15 protein-coding genes and 2 pseudogenes are annotated in these 15182 nt (G+C 51.2%); 14 read left to right on the top strand and 3 right to left on the bottom strand.

Annotation, left to right across the window (positions count from 1 at the left end; translation table 11 throughout):
- The first annotated feature begins 183 nt into the window (after positions 1 to 183).
- The 7 genes from betI (at position 184) to EE896_RS08320 (ending at position 6828) form a co-directional block, all read left to right on the top strand.
- The gene (betI, locus tag EE896_RS08350) at positions 184 to 777 is read left to right on the top strand and encodes a transcriptional regulator BetI (RefSeq protein ID WP_110411350.1); all 594 of its coding nucleotides are present in this window, start codon (positions 184 to 186) and stop codon (positions 775 to 777) included.
- Positions 778 to 791: 14 nt separating this feature from the next.
- Positions 792 to 2264 carry a betaine-aldehyde dehydrogenase gene (gene betB, locus EE896_RS08345; RefSeq protein WP_003852666.1) on the top strand — a complete coding sequence of 491 codons (1473 nt, stop codon included), beginning with the start codon at positions 792 to 794 and terminating at the stop codon, positions 2262 to 2264.
- A gap of 23 nt (positions 2265 to 2287) precedes the next feature.
- Positions 2288 to 3970: a choline dehydrogenase gene (gene betA / locus EE896_RS08340; protein WP_140915464.1), complete on the top strand. Its 1683-nt coding sequence runs from the start codon at positions 2288 to 2290 to the stop codon at positions 3968 to 3970.
- A 434-nt stretch (positions 3971 to 4404) separates the two neighbouring features.
- Positions 4405 to 4755, top strand: a complete 351-nt coding sequence (mdtJ, locus tag EE896_RS08335; protein ID WP_140915465.1) for a multidrug/spermidine efflux SMR transporter subunit MdtJ — start codon at positions 4405 to 4407, stop codon at positions 4753 to 4755.
- Positions 4742 to 5071 carry a multidrug/spermidine efflux SMR transporter subunit MdtI gene (gene mdtI / locus EE896_RS08330; protein WP_140915466.1) on the top strand — a complete coding sequence of 110 codons (330 nt, stop codon included), beginning with the start codon at positions 4742 to 4744 and terminating at the stop codon, positions 5069 to 5071. The genes mdtJ and mdtI overlap by 14 nt, the downstream gene beginning before the upstream one ends.
- A 199-nt stretch (positions 5072 to 5270) precedes the next feature.
- The gene (locus tag EE896_RS08325; RefSeq protein WP_008925336.1) at positions 5271 to 6413 is read left to right on the top strand and encodes an acyltransferase family protein; all 1143 of its coding nucleotides are present in this window, start codon (positions 5271 to 5273) and stop codon (positions 6411 to 6413) included.
- Positions 6414 to 6642: 229 nt separating this feature from the next.
- Positions 6643 to 6828 (top strand): hypothetical protein, encoded by a 186-nt coding sequence (locus EE896_RS08320; RefSeq protein ID WP_003852661.1) that lies wholly within the window; start codon positions 6643 to 6645, stop codon positions 6826 to 6828.
- Positions 6829 to 6910: 82 nt separating this feature from the next.
- Here the strand turns inward: EE896_RS08320 and EE896_RS22375 are convergent, their stop codons facing one another.
- Together EE896_RS22375 and adhP are read right to left on the bottom strand one after the other, a co-directional pair.
- The gene (locus EE896_RS22375) at positions 6911 to 7048 is read right to left on the bottom strand and encodes a hypothetical protein (protein ID WP_003852660.1); all 138 of its coding nucleotides are present in this window, start codon (positions 7046 to 7048) and stop codon (positions 6911 to 6913) included.
- Between the two features lie 205 nt (positions 7049 to 7253).
- Positions 7254 to 8276: an alcohol dehydrogenase AdhP gene (gene adhP / locus EE896_RS08315; RefSeq protein ID WP_003852659.1), complete on the bottom strand. Its 1023-nt coding sequence runs from the start codon at positions 8274 to 8276 to the stop codon at positions 7254 to 7256.
- A gap of 1479 nt (positions 8277 to 9755) precedes the next feature.
- On the opposite strand from adhP, the pseudogene EE896_RS22470 reads away from it, so the two are divergent.
- Positions 9756 to 10103, top strand: a pseudogene (locus tag EE896_RS22470) (phage baseplate assembly protein V); the annotation flags it as partial.
- Positions 10086 to 10481, top strand: a complete 396-nt coding sequence (locus tag EE896_RS22465; RefSeq protein ID WP_039660479.1) for a tail fiber assembly protein — start codon at positions 10086 to 10088, stop codon at positions 10479 to 10481. The pseudogene EE896_RS22470 and the gene EE896_RS22465, both read left to right, overlap by 18 nt.
- A gap of 53 nt (positions 10482 to 10534) precedes the next feature.
- On the opposite strand, the gene EE896_RS08305 is transcribed toward EE896_RS22465, so the two are convergent.
- The gene (locus EE896_RS08305; RefSeq protein WP_140915467.1) at positions 10535 to 10975 is read right to left on the bottom strand and encodes a WapI family immunity protein; all 441 of its coding nucleotides are present in this window, start codon (positions 10973 to 10975) and stop codon (positions 10535 to 10537) included.
- Between the two features lie 336 nt (positions 10976 to 11311).
- On the opposite strand from EE896_RS08305, the gene EE896_RS08295 reads away from it, so the two are divergent.
- The 5 genes and pseudogenes from EE896_RS08295 to EE896_RS08285 all read left to right on the top strand — a co-directional run bounded on the left by EE896_RS08295 (position 11312) and on the right by EE896_RS08285 (position 15155).
- The gene (locus EE896_RS08295) at positions 11312 to 11485 is read left to right on the top strand and encodes a TraR/DksA C4-type zinc finger protein (RefSeq protein ID WP_140915482.1); all 174 of its coding nucleotides are present in this window, start codon (positions 11312 to 11314) and stop codon (positions 11483 to 11485) included.
- Positions 11485 to 13713, top strand: coding sequence for a replication endonuclease (locus EE896_RS08290; protein ID WP_140915468.1), 2229 nt, complete (start codon positions 11485 to 11487; stop codon positions 13711 to 13713). The genes EE896_RS08295 and EE896_RS08290 overlap by 1 nt, the downstream gene beginning before the upstream one ends.
- Before the next feature lie 109 nt (positions 13714 to 13822).
- On the top strand, positions 13823 to 13999 hold the full coding sequence (locus EE896_RS22370; protein WP_008925343.1) for a hypothetical protein: 177 nt from the start codon (positions 13823 to 13825) through the stop codon (positions 13997 to 13999).
- A 405-nt stretch (positions 14000 to 14404) separates the two neighbouring features.
- Positions 14405 to 14862, top strand: a pseudogene (locus EE896_RS22570) (STM2901 family protein).
- Positions 14856 to 15155 carry a DUF1493 family protein gene (locus EE896_RS08285; protein ID WP_003854584.1) on the top strand — a complete coding sequence of 100 codons (300 nt, stop codon included), beginning with the start codon at positions 14856 to 14858 and terminating at the stop codon, positions 15153 to 15155. Before EE896_RS22570 ends, EE896_RS08285 begins: the two are co-directional and overlap by 7 nt.
- Positions 15156 to 15182 lie beyond the last annotated feature (27 nt).

Here is a 15182-nt window from a genome sequence, read left to right as displayed (position 1 = left end):
GGCTATGTTTCTATCTGTGACTTCCTGTTAGAGCGTGCAGCAAACCAGCCTATTTTAGCACTCATTGCCGTTTCGCTTTTGCTACATTTTAAGAACAGCATCCTAACAAAGTTTCTTTTTATATTGAACGTGCAATCAAAAAAAGTTTAAATAGGGGCTCGATTTGAGGGTGGAGCTGGAGCAATGCCAAAGGTAGGGATGCAGCCGATACGACGTCGGCAACTGATTGATGCGACCCTGAGCACGATTAATGAAGTAGGGATTAATGATGCCACTATCGCCCAGATCGCCCGTCGGGCGGGTGTGTCCACCGGCATCATCAGTCACTATTTCAAAGATAAGAACGGTTTGCTGGAAGCAACAATGCGTGATGTCACGCGCCAGCTCCGTGAGGCAGTACTGTCGCGGTTACAACCGCTTCGCGATGCACCGGCAGAAGAGCGCCTGCGTGCCATCGTTGACGGGAATTTTGATGAAACTCAGGTGCACACGGCAGTGATGAAAGCCTGGCTCGACTTCTGGTCGAGCAGCATGCATCAACCCCAGCTCAACCGCCTGGAGCGGGTCAGCAGCAGGCGACTCTACTCTACGCTGGTGGTCGAGTTCCAGCGTGAACTGCCACTGGAAAAGGCACGACTGGCCGCACATGGTCTGGCCGCCCTGATAGATGGTCTCTGGCTCCGCGCCGCGCTGAGTGGAAAGCCCTTCAGCCCGGTCATCGCCCGTACACTGACCACCCAATTCATCCGTCAGCAACTGGCTGGCGAGCACGAATAACGGAAGGAGAAAACATGTCCCGATTTACCGAGCAGAAACTCTACATTGATGGCGCTTATGTTGCCGCAGCGTCTGGCGAAACATTCCAGACGATTAATCCGGTCAACGGCGAAGTGCTGGCAGAGGTTCATGCCGCCGGCCAGGAAGATGTCAATCGCGCCGTTGCTGCCGCCAGAAAAGGCCAGAAAGTCTGGGCCGCGATGACCGCCATGGAGCGTTCGCGCATCCTGCGTCGCGCTGTTGATATTCTGCGTGAGCGGAATGATGCGCTGGCTGAGCTGGAAATGCTCGACACCGGTAAGCCTTACAGCGAAACCTCAGCGGTCGATATCGTCACCGGTGCAGACGTGCTGGAGTATTACGCAGGGCTCGTTCCGGCGCTGGAAGGTCAGCAGATCCCCCTGCGTGAAACCTCTTTCGTCTATACACGCCGTGAACCGCTGGGCGTAGTCGCCGGTATCGGTGCCTGGAACTACCCGATTCAGATCGCCCTGTGGAAATCAGCCCCAGCGCTGGCTGCGGGTAACGCAATGATTTTCAAACCCAGCGAAGTGACGCCGCTTACTGCCCTGAAGCTGGCTGAAATCTACACCGAAGCAGGTGTGCCGGATGGCGTATTTAACGTGCTGCCGGGCATCGGTTCGGTCACCGGCCAGTTGCTCACTGAGCATCCTGGCATCGACAAAGTCTCCTTCACCGGCGGCGTTGTCAGCGGCAAAAAAGTAATGGCGAATGCAGCGGGTTCAACGCTGAAAGAAGTCACCATGGAACTGGGCGGTAAATCCCCGCTGATTATCTTTGATGATGCCGATCTCGATCTGGCCGCCGACATCGCCATGATGGCGAACTTCTACAGCTCCGGACAGGTCTGCACCAACGGCACCCGCGTCTTTATTCCTGCAAAACTGAAAGCGGCATTCGAAGCCAAAATCAGCGAACGCGTTGCCCGTATCCAGGCTGGCGATCTGCGTGATCCCGCCACCAACTTTGGCCCGCTGGTGAGCTTCAGCCATCGCGATAACGTGATGCGCTACATCGAATCGGGCATTGCTGAAGGCGCACGCCTGCTGTGCGGCGGCAAACGTCTGACCGGTGGTGATTTCGACCAGGGTGCCTGGGTTGCACCTACTGTGTTTACCGACTGCCGTGATGAGATGAAGATCGTCCGTGAAGAGATCTTCGGACCGGTCATGTCGATCCTGAGCTATGAAACCGAAGAAGAAGTGATTCGCCGCGCCAACGACACTGAATTTGGTCTGGCCGCCGGACTGGTGACGCAGGACCTTAATAAAGCGCACCGCGTGATTCATCAGATCGAAGCAGGAATCTGCTGGATTAATACCTGGGGCGAATCAGCCGCAGAGATGCCAGTGGGTGGCTACAAGCACTCCGGCATTGGCCGTGAGAATGGCCTGATGACACTGCAGAGCTACACCCAGGTGAAGTCCGTGCAGGTTGAGCTGACGCGTTTTCAGTCAGTCTTTTAATCACTTAACCTGAGGAACGACGAATGGAATATGATTACATTATTATTGGCGCCGGATCCGCAGGAAACGTTCTGGCCACCCGCCTGACCGAAGAGAGCAACGTCAGCGTTCTGTTGCTGGAAGCGGGCGGCCCGGATTATCGTTTTGATTTTCGCACTCAGATGCCTGCTGCCCTCGCCTTCCCGCTGCAGGGAAAACGCTATAACTGGGCGTATGAGACTGAGCCAGAGCCGTACATGAACAATCGCCGTATGGAATGTGGTCGCGGAAAAGGCCTGGGCGGTTCATCACTGATTAACGGTATGTGTTACATCCGTGGTAACGCGATGGACCTCGATAACTGGGCCAGTGAACCAGGGCTGGAGAACTGGAGCTATCTGGACTGCCTGCCTTACTACCGTAAAGCGGAAACCCGTGATATCGGCCCGAACGATTTCCACGGTGGAGATGGCCCGGTGTGCGTCGCCACGCCTAAAGCAGGCAATAACGTGCTGTTTGAAGCCATGATTGAGGCAGGCGTGCAGGCGGGTTATCCGCGCACTGATGACCTCAACGGCTATCAGCAGGAAGGTTTTGGTCCGATGGATCGTACCGTAACACCAAACGGTCGCCGTTCCAGCACCGCACGTGGCTATCTCGACATGGCCAAAGGCCGTGCAAACCTGAAGATCATTACTCATGCCACCACCGATCGCATTGTGTTCGATGGCAAACGCGCCGTCGGCGTGGAATATCTGCAGGGCGACAGCAACACCATTAATAAAGTGACCGCTCGCCGTGAAGTGCTGCTGTGTGCTGGTGCTATTGCCTCGCCGCAGATCCTGCAGCGTTCTGGCGTGGGCTCACCGGAGCTGCTGAAGCAGTTCGATATTCCACTGGTTCACGATCTGCCGGGCGTGGGTGAAAACCTGCAGGACCATCTGGAGATGTATCTTCAGTATGAGTGTAAAGAGCCGGTTTCAATCTATCCGGCCCTTAAGTGGTGGAACCAGCCGAAAATCGGTGCAGAGTGGATGTTTAATGGCACCGGCATCGGCGCCAGTAACCAGTTTGAAGCGGGTGGTTTTATCCGCAGCCGCGAAGAGTTCAGCTGGCCGAACATTCAGTATCACTTCCTGCCGGTAGCGATTAATTACAACGGTTCTAACGCCGTTGATGCGCATGGCTTCCAGTGTCACGTCGGCTCGATGCGTTCGCCAAGCCGCGGTCATGTGCGCCTGAAGTCACGCGATCCGCGTCGTCATCCGGCCATTCTGTTTAACTACATGTCGCATGAGCAGGACTGGCATGAGTTCCGCGATGCTATCCGCATCACGCGCCAGATCATCAATCAGCCAGCGCTGGATAAGTATCGTGGACGTGAAATCAGTCCGGGCCTGGATTGCCAGACGGATGAACAGCTGGACGAATTCGTCCGTAATCACGGCGAAACCGCTTATCACCCGTGCGGTACCTGTAAGATGGGTAACGATCCAATGTCTGTCGTTGATGGCGAAGGTCGCGTGCATGGGCTGGAAGGATTACGCGTGGTGGATGCGTCGATTATGCCGTTGATCATCACCGGTAACCTGAATGCGACCACCATCATGATTGGCGAGAAGATTGCCGATAAGATCCGTGGACGCGACCCACTGCCACGCAGCACCGCTTCATACTATGTTGCTGGTGACGCCCCGGTTCGTACAGCCCCCCAGCGTGCTGAATAGTTAGTTACAGTGTCACTTATAAGGTGCCGGGCAGACTGTTGTCCGGCACTTTTTTTGCCCGATTTATCGCACTTATTATTACACGCCATCATTTTCTAAACTCGCCCCGGTAAACCCCTGAACCTTAACCGCAATCAAACCAGGCAGTATCTGCTGTTGATTTGATGATTTGCAGAATGCTGTAAACCCAGCATCTGTTTTACCGGAGACACTATTCGTCCACTAATGAGAAGCAACAATGTGGATGCGTTGTAAATTTTATGAGCAGAATGTTCATGTCCTGCCTCTTCCCCGCTTTCCCCTCTTGCTGGAATGCCGCCGATCAGCACTGGCGTAACGCCCTGTAGTTTCCTCACCACATCGATACTGTTTTGAGTCTGCCTGCACACTGTGCGTTATGGCAGGTCGTCATTTTTCGTTGCTGGAGAGTTCCCATGCGCGCCTGGGTTTTATTGTCACTCGCGATTATCACTGAAATTATTGGCACCCTTTTTATGAAATGGTCCAGCCTCAACGGCAGCCACTCAGGCTACCTGATGATGCTGGGCATGATTGCCTGTTCTTATATCCTGCTGAGCTTCACCACTAAACGTATAGCTCTGGGCGTGGCTTACGCCCTGTGGGAAGGCGCTGGCATCCTGCTGATTACATTATTCAGCGTACAGCTGTTTGATGAAGTGTTGTCTGCGATGAAAGTCTGCGGACTGATGACGCTGGTCGCTGGCATTGTGTTGATCAAAACCGGCATGCACTCATCAGCGGAGGTTAATCATGGTCATCGCTGATTTCGTCCACGCAGCCTGGCTGGCGCTGGCTATCGTGCTGGAGATTGCCGCCAATATATTCCTTAAATATTCTGATGGGTTTAAAAGACCGCTGCACGGTCTGCTTTCACTCTGCTGTGTCCTGCTTGCGTTCAGCGCACTGGCTCAGGCGGTAAAAGGTATTGCTCTGTCGATTGCCTATGCGGTCTGGGGTGGTTTTGGAATTATCGCGACTGTCGCGGCCGGCTGGGTATTATTCGATCAACGGCTGAATCGTAAAGGCTGGGCAGGCCTGACCCTGCTGCTGGCCGGCATGATCCTGTTAAAGCTGGCATAACAGGCATTTTGATTCAGTTATTTTTGTTATGGGTGTGCCTTCGTACACCCTTAACTTTCCGTGCTCTCTTCTCCAGTTTCAGTTGATTTCCCCTTCCCGACCGCGTCGGAATCTTCTCACTTTTGTAAAGACCCGTTTACATATCTGTTGTCTTAAGGCTTAGTGAGCGCCAAAAGTCGGATAAAAACGAGGAAGAGTTATGTCTGCAACACGAGGTTGGTCCACGGAGCTGGAGGGGTTACGCGGCATCGCCTCTCTCTGGGTACTGGTTGGCCATATCAGCTTACTGATACATTGCCACATCACACTGATTTCATCGCCTGGCATCGGGGTCGATCTGTTTATTCTGTTATCGGGTTATCTGATGGCGAAAAACTATGTTGAACGTCAGCAGAAAGAGCCGTGGCAGAGCATGGAGACCATTAAAAAGTTCTGGATCCGTCGCTTCTTCCGTATCGCCCCGCTCTACTATCTGCTTTTAATCATCGCGCTGATTTATGGCCCGTGGTTTGGCGAGATGCGTGACACTATCGCCCATTTTTATTCCGGCACCGCCACTGAATCGTCGCGTTACACCGATCAGTCGCTGGCAAACATCCTCACTCACTTCAGCTTCCTGTTCGGCCTGCTGCCCGAATATGGTTTCAATACCGTGCTGCCTGACTGGAGCATCGGGCTGGAGATGCAGTTCTATGTGCTGTTTCCGTTCATTATGCTGGTGACGCTGCGCTTTGGTTATGCGGCCTCACTGATAGGCATTATGGCGCTCTGCTGCGCCGGACGGTATGTGCTGGCAGATTATTATGAGGCGTTTGAAATGCCTTCCATGATTCTGATAAAGCTAAATATGTTCCTGGCGGGCATGCTGCTGGCGGAAGCAATTCGCCGTAAATCCCTGCTCTATGTCGCCTTCGCGCTGCTCGGCCCGGTCGTCAGCGTGGCAATGGGAATGGGCGCGATCAAGCTGCAGGTGATAATGGAAGCGCTGATGATTGTCGGGATGGCAGCAATTCTGTGGCAATACCCACAGGGCAGCCTGATGGCAACGCTGATTGCTCTGCCACGTAAGCTGCTGAACAACCGTCTCAGCACCTGGCTGGGTGACGTCTCGTTCTCGGTCTACCTGCTGCACCTGCTGATTGTGATCCCGATGATTGCGCTGCTGCTCACTCACACCGACATTGAGTTTAAGAGCGACATGATGCGCTTCCTGATCGTCTGTGTCTCAACCATCCCGCTAACCTATGCCCTGGCCTCTTTACTCTATAAGTATGTTGAGAAGCCCGGCATTCAGATGGGTAAACGCGTGCTGAAGCCGAAGCTGGCCGATCAGACCAGTTGAGTTTTTAACACCGGCCGTTCTTTTTTTAAAAGCCCCGGATGGGGCTTTTTATTGCCGCTTACACAATCTATCTGCTCTGAACAGGTGTTTATCACATGCCGTCGCCAGCACGCCTGCTGAGGTGAACTAGACTTTGCTGGTCGAACTCCACACCACCCGCTAAATGTCTGGCATAAAAATATACCATTGCCAAAACGCGGTATCAGGATTTAAAACGAGGATAAGCATTATGGAAAAGAAGAAGTGGTTTGTTTCTTACGTGATCAAGCCAAAAGGTGAAAATCATGTCACGACTCACGCCTTTATTGAGGGTGACGATGTCGAGGAGGCGCTGGAAACCTTTATGTTCGAAACCAAAAAAAGTCTGTCGCTGGAAACCGAAGAGCTGATACTGCTGTCAGTGAGTCTGGTATAACGTCAATTCAACCTCGCCATCGCGGGGTTGTTTGCCCTGTGAGAGGGTCATTTATTAATGCTTTCCCTGGTGTGGCACTCAGTTACTGATTGGGATAAGGCCAGGCATGATCCACGCCTGTTGATGACAGTAACCCTGTCAAAATCAGATATGCCAGTATCAGAACAAAGAGCACAATCGCTGTTATTTCAATCGATTTAAGTAAGTGATGCTTCGCCATAAATAACCCTCCTTCACGTGTGTGTAATAACCTTTCACCCCATAAACTATAATGTTACCGGTAAAGTTCAAGTCAAAATCACATCATGAAACATAAAGACTGGCTTATTAATGGTTAGAAGGATTGTGCTCTGAAGGGCTCAGAGAGATCTTAACGATATTAAAAAGCCCGCAGGATGCGGGCCTTTGCAGGATTCAGATGAACTTTAATCAGCAGAGTGACCGGTGAAGTCGATTACCATCCTGCCACGGATTTTGCCCTGCACCATCTCATCAAAGATGTCATTGACCTCACCAATCTTCCTTTTGGTCACTTTAGGCACGACTTTCCCTTCTGCCGCAAACTGGAAGGCTTCTGCCAAATCGTTTCGCGTTCCGACCAGTGATCCCACCACCTGAATGCCATCAAGTACCAGACGGGGAATATTAAGACTCATCGCTTCCGGCGGCAGTCCGACAGCCACGACGCGCCCTCCTGCTCTCACCGCATCCACCGCCGAGTTAAAGGCCGCTTTAGCTACCGCCGTGACCACAGCAGCATGTGCTCCGCCGGTTTTCTCCTGAATAATGCGCGCTGCATCTTCGCTGGCCGAATTGACCACCAGATCGGCTCCCATCTCCTTCGCCAGTGCCAGCTGACCATCACTGACATCAACCGCAATCACTTTGGCGTTGAAGACATTTTTTGCATATTGCAGCGCGAGATTTCCCAGCCCGCCAAGACCATAAATGGCCAGCCATTGTCCCGGTTTAACTTCTGACACCTTAACCGCTTTATAGGTGGTGACACCGGCACAGGTGACGCTACTGGCAGCGTAAGGATCAAGTCCATCAGGGACTTTGACCGAGTAATCTGCAACGACAATGCACTCTTCAGCCATGCCGCCATCGGCTGTGAAACCGGCATTGATTACCGATCTGCAGAGGGTTTCGTTACCGGAGTTACAGTATTCGCAGTGACCGCAGCCCTTGAAAAACCAGGCGACGCTGGCCCGATCGCCAGGCTTGAGTGACGTCACATCCGGTGCGACTTCCTCAACGATACCGATCCCTTCATGACCCAGGGTCACACCCGTTTTATCGCCGAAATCACCGTTCTTCACATGCAAATCGGTATGGCATACACCACAGCATTCCATCCTGAGCCGGGCTTCACCGGTTTTGAGAGGACGCAGCGTCTTCTCAACAACTTCAACCTTGTGTTCACTATTAGCAATTGCCGCTTTCATAAACGTTACTCCTTTTGATTGAATCTCAAGAATATGCCATACGGGAATGATGGCAAGATTACAGATTAGCTTTGGGTGCGGGACAGAAAGAGTTGTTGCTGCCTTTGTGAGTGAAGTCAGTTTTGAGGTGCGTTACTAAAGGGATTTTGCGTGTTAAAGCTTTGGAAATCATGAGTGACTTACTGGATGCGTGAAGCACGTTTATCGTGAAGAACCTTTTCAGACGGCGATTACCGGTTAAAAGGGGCGATAGCGCCCCTGTTCATCTAAATGCTTCGTATCAATTACTCAGCGGAGTCGCTCGGTTGCCAGCGGTGAATGCCACTGTCAGTTGCCGGTCCCCTGTGTTCAGTAGAATCATCCGAGGCTGGCGGTGGCCCCAGATGCTGGGCTGCACTATACGTCGCTGGCGGTGGCCCCAGATGCTGAGAAGCGTTATTTTCTGATGCGGCTGGTCCGGCATGGTGGCTCCAGCCATTATCATTTTGCTGGTCCTGATAAGACGCATGGTGATGATGCCATTCAGATGATGGGTCGCGATGGTATCCTCCCTCTGCCATCACACAACCAGACATGGATGCACTCGCTAACGCTACGAGCGCACAAGGAATAACTTTTTTTAAGAACATAATAAACCCTGGTTAAAAATCACCGGGGCAGGTTACGACGTGGTTTTTATACGTTAAATAAACGTGGAGGACCGTTCGGGGAAGATGTTTAGATATATTGATTGAGATCAATTTTGAGGAGAAGCGTCCGGAAAGCCTCTGTTCTGCTGGCAGTAAAATGGGGGGTATCATGAGTATTAAGGGGACCCAAAGTAAGAATAACAGAGCAGTTATTAAGATGATTTACATATCAGAAAATAAGAAATAGCGCGAGCCTGATTCAATCATATCTCAGACAGGACTTAACCAGAGAAACCAGATTATATAATCGCTAAATGGCAGATAACCTCACTAAGGAGATCATTTTTTTCGTCACACTTCACACTTTAACGCTATCGATTAAATCAGGATCACGAAGATCTCTTAACAAACCTAATACCATCGATTGTATTTGATATACACATAAGAAAAAACTATCACCCATATTATGCTAAGAATCGCCGCATATGCAGGAATAAATCGAATGAAAATATAAACCCCTGCAACAATTAAAGCAGCAGGGATTAAATAGATAAATGATTGCATGAGCCATAAAAATACACGCTTCACTTATTCAACCTCTCATTTATAGCATCTGATTTTTCTGCGTTGTAAACACTGCATCCACGTGAAATAGTGTCATGATCATTTTAATATCCAATAAGCATATAGAATGTCAGAAGAAACATTCAATCAGACTGGACGAGATGTTATAACGCGCATGGCGTAGCCATTTTCCTGCCGCAACGGGCTGGCTATGCGTAACTGATGTTAGCTTTAGCTTGTGGGGAAAATAAAATCTAAATCATGAATGAACAACCCGAAGACATTCAGCGCCCGCGCGGGTAAAATCCGCTCCTGGAATGCGCCGTCAGTGGGTGAGCAGGTGCTTGAACTGTGCCTCGGTGGTGAACTTGATACCGGCTTTGTGCTGCCGGGAATTTTCTCTTATGACAATCCGGCTCCGTCTGCCTGGGCCGATGCGCTGGTCATTTCCTGACGATGCGGTGATCGAATACGAGCCGGAAACCGGCGCACTGACCGCAACCGGCATACAGACGGCAACCATCAAAGCGACGGTAAAATCCTGTTCGACTCGCCAGAAGTGGAATGCGCAACGCTGCTCAAAACTGCGCAGCTGGAAGTCAAAAAGGGCGGCACGATGAAAGCCAACATTAGCGTGCCGGACCATCGCGGTGAAACGGCTTACCCGATTTCAGGCGGCGCGCCGGTGAAAATCACGGTACTGGGCGACAATCCGGCGGACACCATAACGCATTCTCCGGCAACCGCGTTTGATAAGTGGGACGGTGAAAAGTGGCTAACCGACAGCGATGCGCAGCAGCAGCTACTGCTTGACGCAGCGGCCAGCGAAAAGTCAGCGGGCGTGAGTGAGGTCAACGGAATTACTCAGGCATGGCAGACGCAGCTGCTGCCCGGCATCATTACTGATGCGGATAAAGCCACGCTGACCACCTGGATGAAGTACGTGCAAGCGGTACAGGCTGCAGATATCACAAATGCGCCAGCTATCAGCTGGCCGAAAACGCCTGAATAGAAAATTCGTTTTACGCCCGTAGCTTTCTATTAAAATTTTCAATGGCAGAATGTTTAATTCTGCCATTGAATCATTTCATCAAGTCGATTCAGAATGTCGGGGAAATAGCTTTCATCAAGGCCAAAGCTGCCTTTAACCTGGACGCTGTCGGCATGTGGTTCCGGGCGAAGAATGAAATCAACAGTTACGCCATCAATACTTTTTTCATTGGTCAGTATCATGTCCAGTTGATGAATATCGCTCTGATAGTTAAACGACTTGATCTTTTGCTGATTAATAAGCGCCTGATGAAAAGCTGAGAATTCTTTTTTCAGCATTTTCAATTCTCCAACGGTGAACTCCGTTTTAAATGCCACTTTCAGGCCGCTTACCGAAAACTCCACCCAGGACTGTATCCAGTCCCAGTGATGGTTAACAGGATCGGCTTCGTTATCCACTACGCGTTCAAAGGGAGCGATTGCGAATGCAAACTCTTCATTCCTGATATCAAACATTGAAATTTCCTTGTCAGCTAATAAAAATATTTAAAATGAGATATTGTCCAGTCTGATTCCCTGACTATTACTTCAAATTTGTATTTCTGATGAACATATTCCCTTCGCTGCTTATCGTAGCGCAGTTTATAAATATCCGTTTCGTATCGGAACATTCCTTTTCCTTCACGAGGGTCTGGCATTCGCTTACCAAAACGAATAGCTCTTTCCTGAATCTGCAAAGGTACATACCGACTGGGTTCAAGCATATGTTTTGCTGCTGTTTCGGTCATTTTCAAATTGCGCGCATGCAGCCCGATTTTAAGCCGCCCTCGCAAAAGAGATATGGTCCCTTGACTGATTCTGGCTGTAACAGCCGCGCGCGCGCCTGCTGTAAGCGCCTCATTTTGTGAAGACTGTGATGCCCCAATTCCTGAAAAGCGCAGGCGCGCGTATCTGGGTGTAACTCGCTGCGTTTCCTGCCAGGAAATTGAGGAACATCGCAGTAAACACCGGCAGGGTAATTCCTGATGCATGAGGAATTTGCTTACCCGTGGAATGCTCCACGGGAAGCCATCGCCAGCCCCTATCCCACCTATGAGGAAATGCACAGCCGCAGTCAGATGATTGCGGCTTTAGTGCGTGCGCAGGAGTTGCTCGTTATGCAGCCTGCTCTGATACAACTCGACGTTAAACGCCGCGTCAGTGATCTGGAAAAGACACAGGGAACAGCCCGCGCCAATGCGTACTTAACAAAGACATTTGTTGAGCGCACATTGCCACGCGTTGAAACCGTTAACGCTAAATATCGTGTCGGCGTAATGAAGGGGTGCACATTAAATTTACTCGGGGGTAACGCAACTGAGCGCGACAATGCGGCTATAGCAGGTGGTCAGCTTTTCATTCTAATGCGCCGTTTTAACCGCCTGCCAGATATGGCTCGCGCCGATGTCGATCTGCTGGCCGGGTATGTGGCTAATTTCATTCTCGCTGAGCTGGTACAGGCGCACGCGCAGGCCAGCGACGAGTCAGATTACAAATACACGCACCGCGTTTACATGACCGCCGCCACCATTACCCGTGAGCTGAGCCAGACCCCGCCATTATGGGATAAAGTCACGTCACGGCTGTTTGACCCGGAGGAAGTTATCCCGGCGATCATGCGTATGCAGACGGAAAAGTGGTGGAAAGGCCGACTGCGGCGAGTGGCTGCATCATGGCGTGAACACCTTCAGATCGCCCTGGCTAACGTCAGCAAAAAGCACACCCCCTACGCCAGCAGCATGACCGTTTCAGAGTGGCGCGAGCAGAAGCGCCGCACCCGTGAGTTTCTGAAGGGAATGGAGCTGGAAGACGAAGAAGGCAACCGTATCAGCTTGATCGAGAAATATGACGGCAGTGTGGCCAATCCGGCTATTCGCCGCTGCGAGCTGATGACCCGCATTCGTGGCTTCGAAAATATCTGCAATGAAATGGGCTTTATCGGCGAATTCTACACGCTGACCGCCCCCGCGCGCTATCACGCCACAATCAAAACCGGGCATCGTAACCGTAAATGGAACGGTTCCAGCCCGGCCGACACCCAGCGTTATCTCTGCAGTGTCTGGCAGAAAATTCGCGCCAAGCTGCACCGCGAAGAAATCCGCATCTTCGGGATCCGCGTTGCTGAGCCTCATCATGATGCGACTCCGCACTGGCACATGCTCATGTTTATGCGTCCGGAGCAGGCTGAACGCGTGCGCGAGATTATGCGCGACTACGCCTGGCAGCAAGACGGCAGCGAGCTGACAACCGACAAAGCCCGTAAGGCCCGCTTTCACGCCGAGGCTATCGACCCGGAGAAAGGTAGCGCGACGGGTTACGTTGCTAAATACATTTCCAAGAATATCGACGGCTACGCGCTAGACGGCGAGACGGACGCCGAAAGCGGCAAAGACCTTAAGGAAACTGCCTCGGCCGTTTCTGCCTGGGCGGCACGCTGGCACATCCGGCAATTTCAGTTTGTGGGCGGTGCGCCGGTCACGGTTTACCGCGAACTGCGCCGCATGGCAGACAGCGAAACCGCGCACGGCCTGAGCGTTGAGTTTGCGGCCGCGCATGACGCCGCCGACGCAGGAGACTGGGCCGGATACGTTAACGCGCAGGGTGGCCCATTTGTGCGCCGCGACGAGCTGGCTGTGCGCACCTGGTATCAGGCAAGCGAAGACATGAATGAGTACGGAGAGGAAACTGTGCGTATCAAGGGTGTTTACGCAACTGAAGTTGGCAACGATACGCCAATTTTAACCCGTCTGATGCAATGGAGGATTGTCCCGAAACGTGCCGTTGATTTGGATTTTGAATTTAAGGACGCGCCTGCGTCCTCTCGGAGTTCTGTCAATAACTGTACGGAGCCGACAGGCTCTGAAGCCGCTATCGATTTCACAAAGCCCCCTACTCGCGCCGAGCGAAGAAGGATTCTTAAGCGATTAAGAGAAAAGCCAGCGCAGGAGCAACCTGAGCCGGACAAATATCACTCTGAACGGAGTCATTGCGCAGAACGTGAGGCGTTGAAAAAGAGTTTCTTTGAGATCTCCAGGTTAACACTGTCCGACGGTGAAGCTGTGCGCATGATGAAAGGCCACACAATCAAGATTGGAGAGCTTTCTTACTGGAGCGGAACAAGCGGCTATCTGTTCCATAGACGTCGCATAAATGCCGCCCCATTAAAGCGCTTCAATGCTCTAGCGAGAAAAAGAGGCATACAGTTGCCTGATTAATAAAACGGCAGTCGGACTAATCTGAGCCGCACGATTGTTTACGATTTTAGTTCATCATGACACTGTTTATACATACAGTACATTTTGACTAAAAGGAGTTAATCATTTGATGAAAATAGATAATCTAAGTGAAACGGTTGCACGCATTCAGTTCATTGCTGACGTATCGCTGATCGCACATTGCAAAGAAGATGAATTAAAAATGGCACTGTCGATGATTAGCGACATGGCAGGGACAATCGACACAGCTATTTTCGAAGCCGCTATTTACTGCCAGGCAGAATGATTAATTGCCCCTTCCCTACCGTTCACTAGCCACCTTTAAGGTGGCTTTTTGCTTCTGCATCAAAGTGCATATGCTTGCATTAATCCGCATGATCCAAAGTGGATCGCTAAGCGTCTGTAAGACCAGAGCTGGCGCGCTCAGAGGTTGTACATGCAACTGCATTAAAAGCGATGCACAAAGCGGGCAGGCGTGGCGGGGATAGCATTGCGCGCGAGGGGTGTAAACATGTATTCGGAGGTTGCGCCAGCGGCACGGAGGCGCACGCAAGGGTTTGATGAGATTGAACTGGTGAAGAGGATTTGAGCCTCGCAAATCGGGCCTGAGAGCGGCAGATGAGGTATGGCACTGATCGGAATTAATATGATAAAGTTTTGACCAATACGGTTAACCATGTAAGGGAATAATATGGATACAACTGAGCAGTTAAACGGGACTTACTTCTATGGCGGGCTTACCAACCTTTCCCCGGCAGAGCTTTATTTCTGAATTATGATTGATGTGACCGCTGAGCATTTTAGCGGTGCAAAGGATACATAGCCATAGCTGCAATTTACTCGGGACAGAATACGATTGACGTGTCAGGAAAGTTAAAGGGTGCCTGGAAAGGTACCTCTTATGCCTCGGTTTATTCTCGCAAGCTGTTGCGCGATTACCGTCTCCCGTTCAGGTTGCCTACGTGGATACAAAACCCTAAAAAACCATTCCAAATTAAAATGTTGATGACCCATAAATTGGGTACTTTCGTCGGTCGCACAATACCGGTTTTAGGATGGGTAATTATGGCCGCTGATGTGGCGGAGATAGGCTGGAAAACTACGGTAAAATACAACCTTATTGCCCATAAGGACGACAGAATATGGTAAGTGAGGATATAGAGAAGGCAGTATTTGCGCTGGTTGAAGATTATAACGGCAGAAGCTTGTTTACATTAAAACGTTACAAGCTTGAGCTGGACACTGATCTGAACAACGACTTTCGCATGGATCCCATCGACGCTTATGAATTACTTGAGCGGTATGCTGACAGTTTTGGCATTGACCCCGGCACCATCTCTTTTAACGACTATTTCCCGGAAGATTTCACCGCACCGCATGATCCGCTTACTCTCCGTTTGTTGGTTGAGTCTGCACAGGCCGGGCGCTGGTTGGGTAAATAACTAACGCCTGCACAGGCAGGCGTTACA

The sequence above is a fragment of the Pantoea eucalypti genome (genome assembly GCF_009646115.1).
Lineage (GTDB): Bacteria > Pseudomonadota > Gammaproteobacteria > Enterobacterales > Enterobacteriaceae > Pantoea > Pantoea eucalypti.
The sequence above is the reverse complement of the archived record's forward strand: the minus strand, read 5'-3'. Positions and strand labels throughout refer to the sequence as shown.

What these genes read in the sequence shown, in the direction of transcription:
- betI (WP_110411350.1), top strand. Translation starts at nt 184, where the DNA reads ATGCCAAAGGTAGGGATGCAGCCGATACGACGTCGGCAACTGATTGAT.
- betB (WP_003852666.1), top strand. Translation starts at nt 792, where the DNA reads ATGTCCCGATTTACCGAGCAGAAACTCTACATTGATGGCGCTTATGTT.
- betA (WP_140915464.1), top strand. Translation starts at nt 2,288, where the DNA reads ATGGAATATGATTACATTATTATTGGCGCCGGATCCGCAGGAAACGTT.
- mdtJ (WP_140915465.1), top strand. Translation starts at nt 4,405, where the DNA reads ATGCGCGCCTGGGTTTTATTGTCACTCGCGATTATCACTGAAATTATT.
- mdtI (WP_140915466.1), top strand. Translation starts at nt 4,742, where the DNA reads ATGGTCATCGCTGATTTCGTCCACGCAGCCTGGCTGGCGCTGGCTATC.
- EE896_RS08325 (WP_008925336.1), top strand. Translation starts at nt 5,271, where the DNA reads ATGTCTGCAACACGAGGTTGGTCCACGGAGCTGGAGGGGTTACGCGGC.
- EE896_RS08320 (WP_003852661.1), top strand. Translation starts at nt 6,643, where the DNA reads ATGGAAAAGAAGAAGTGGTTTGTTTCTTACGTGATCAAGCCAAAAGGT.
- EE896_RS22375 (WP_003852660.1), bottom strand. Translation starts at nt 7,048, where the DNA reads ATGGCGAAGCATCACTTACTTAAATCGATTGAAATAACAGCGATTGTG.
- adhP (WP_003852659.1), bottom strand. Translation starts at nt 8,276, where the DNA reads ATGAAAGCGGCAATTGCTAATAGTGAACACAAGGTTGAAGTTGTTGAG.
- EE896_RS22465 (WP_039660479.1), top strand. Translation starts at nt 10,086, where the DNA reads ATGAAAGCCAACATTAGCGTGCCGGACCATCGCGGTGAAACGGCTTAC.
- EE896_RS08305 (WP_140915467.1), bottom strand. Translation starts at nt 10,975, where the DNA reads ATGTTTGATATCAGGAATGAAGAGTTTGCATTCGCAATCGCTCCCTTT.
- EE896_RS08290 (WP_140915468.1), top strand. Translation starts at nt 11,485, where the DNA reads ATGCATGAGGAATTTGCTTACCCGTGGAATGCTCCACGGGAAGCCATC.
- EE896_RS22370 (WP_008925343.1), top strand. Translation starts at nt 13,823, where the DNA reads ATGAAAATAGATAATCTAAGTGAAACGGTTGCACGCATTCAGTTCATT.
- EE896_RS08285 (WP_003854584.1), top strand. Translation starts at nt 14,856, where the DNA reads ATGGTAAGTGAGGATATAGAGAAGGCAGTATTTGCGCTGGTTGAAGAT.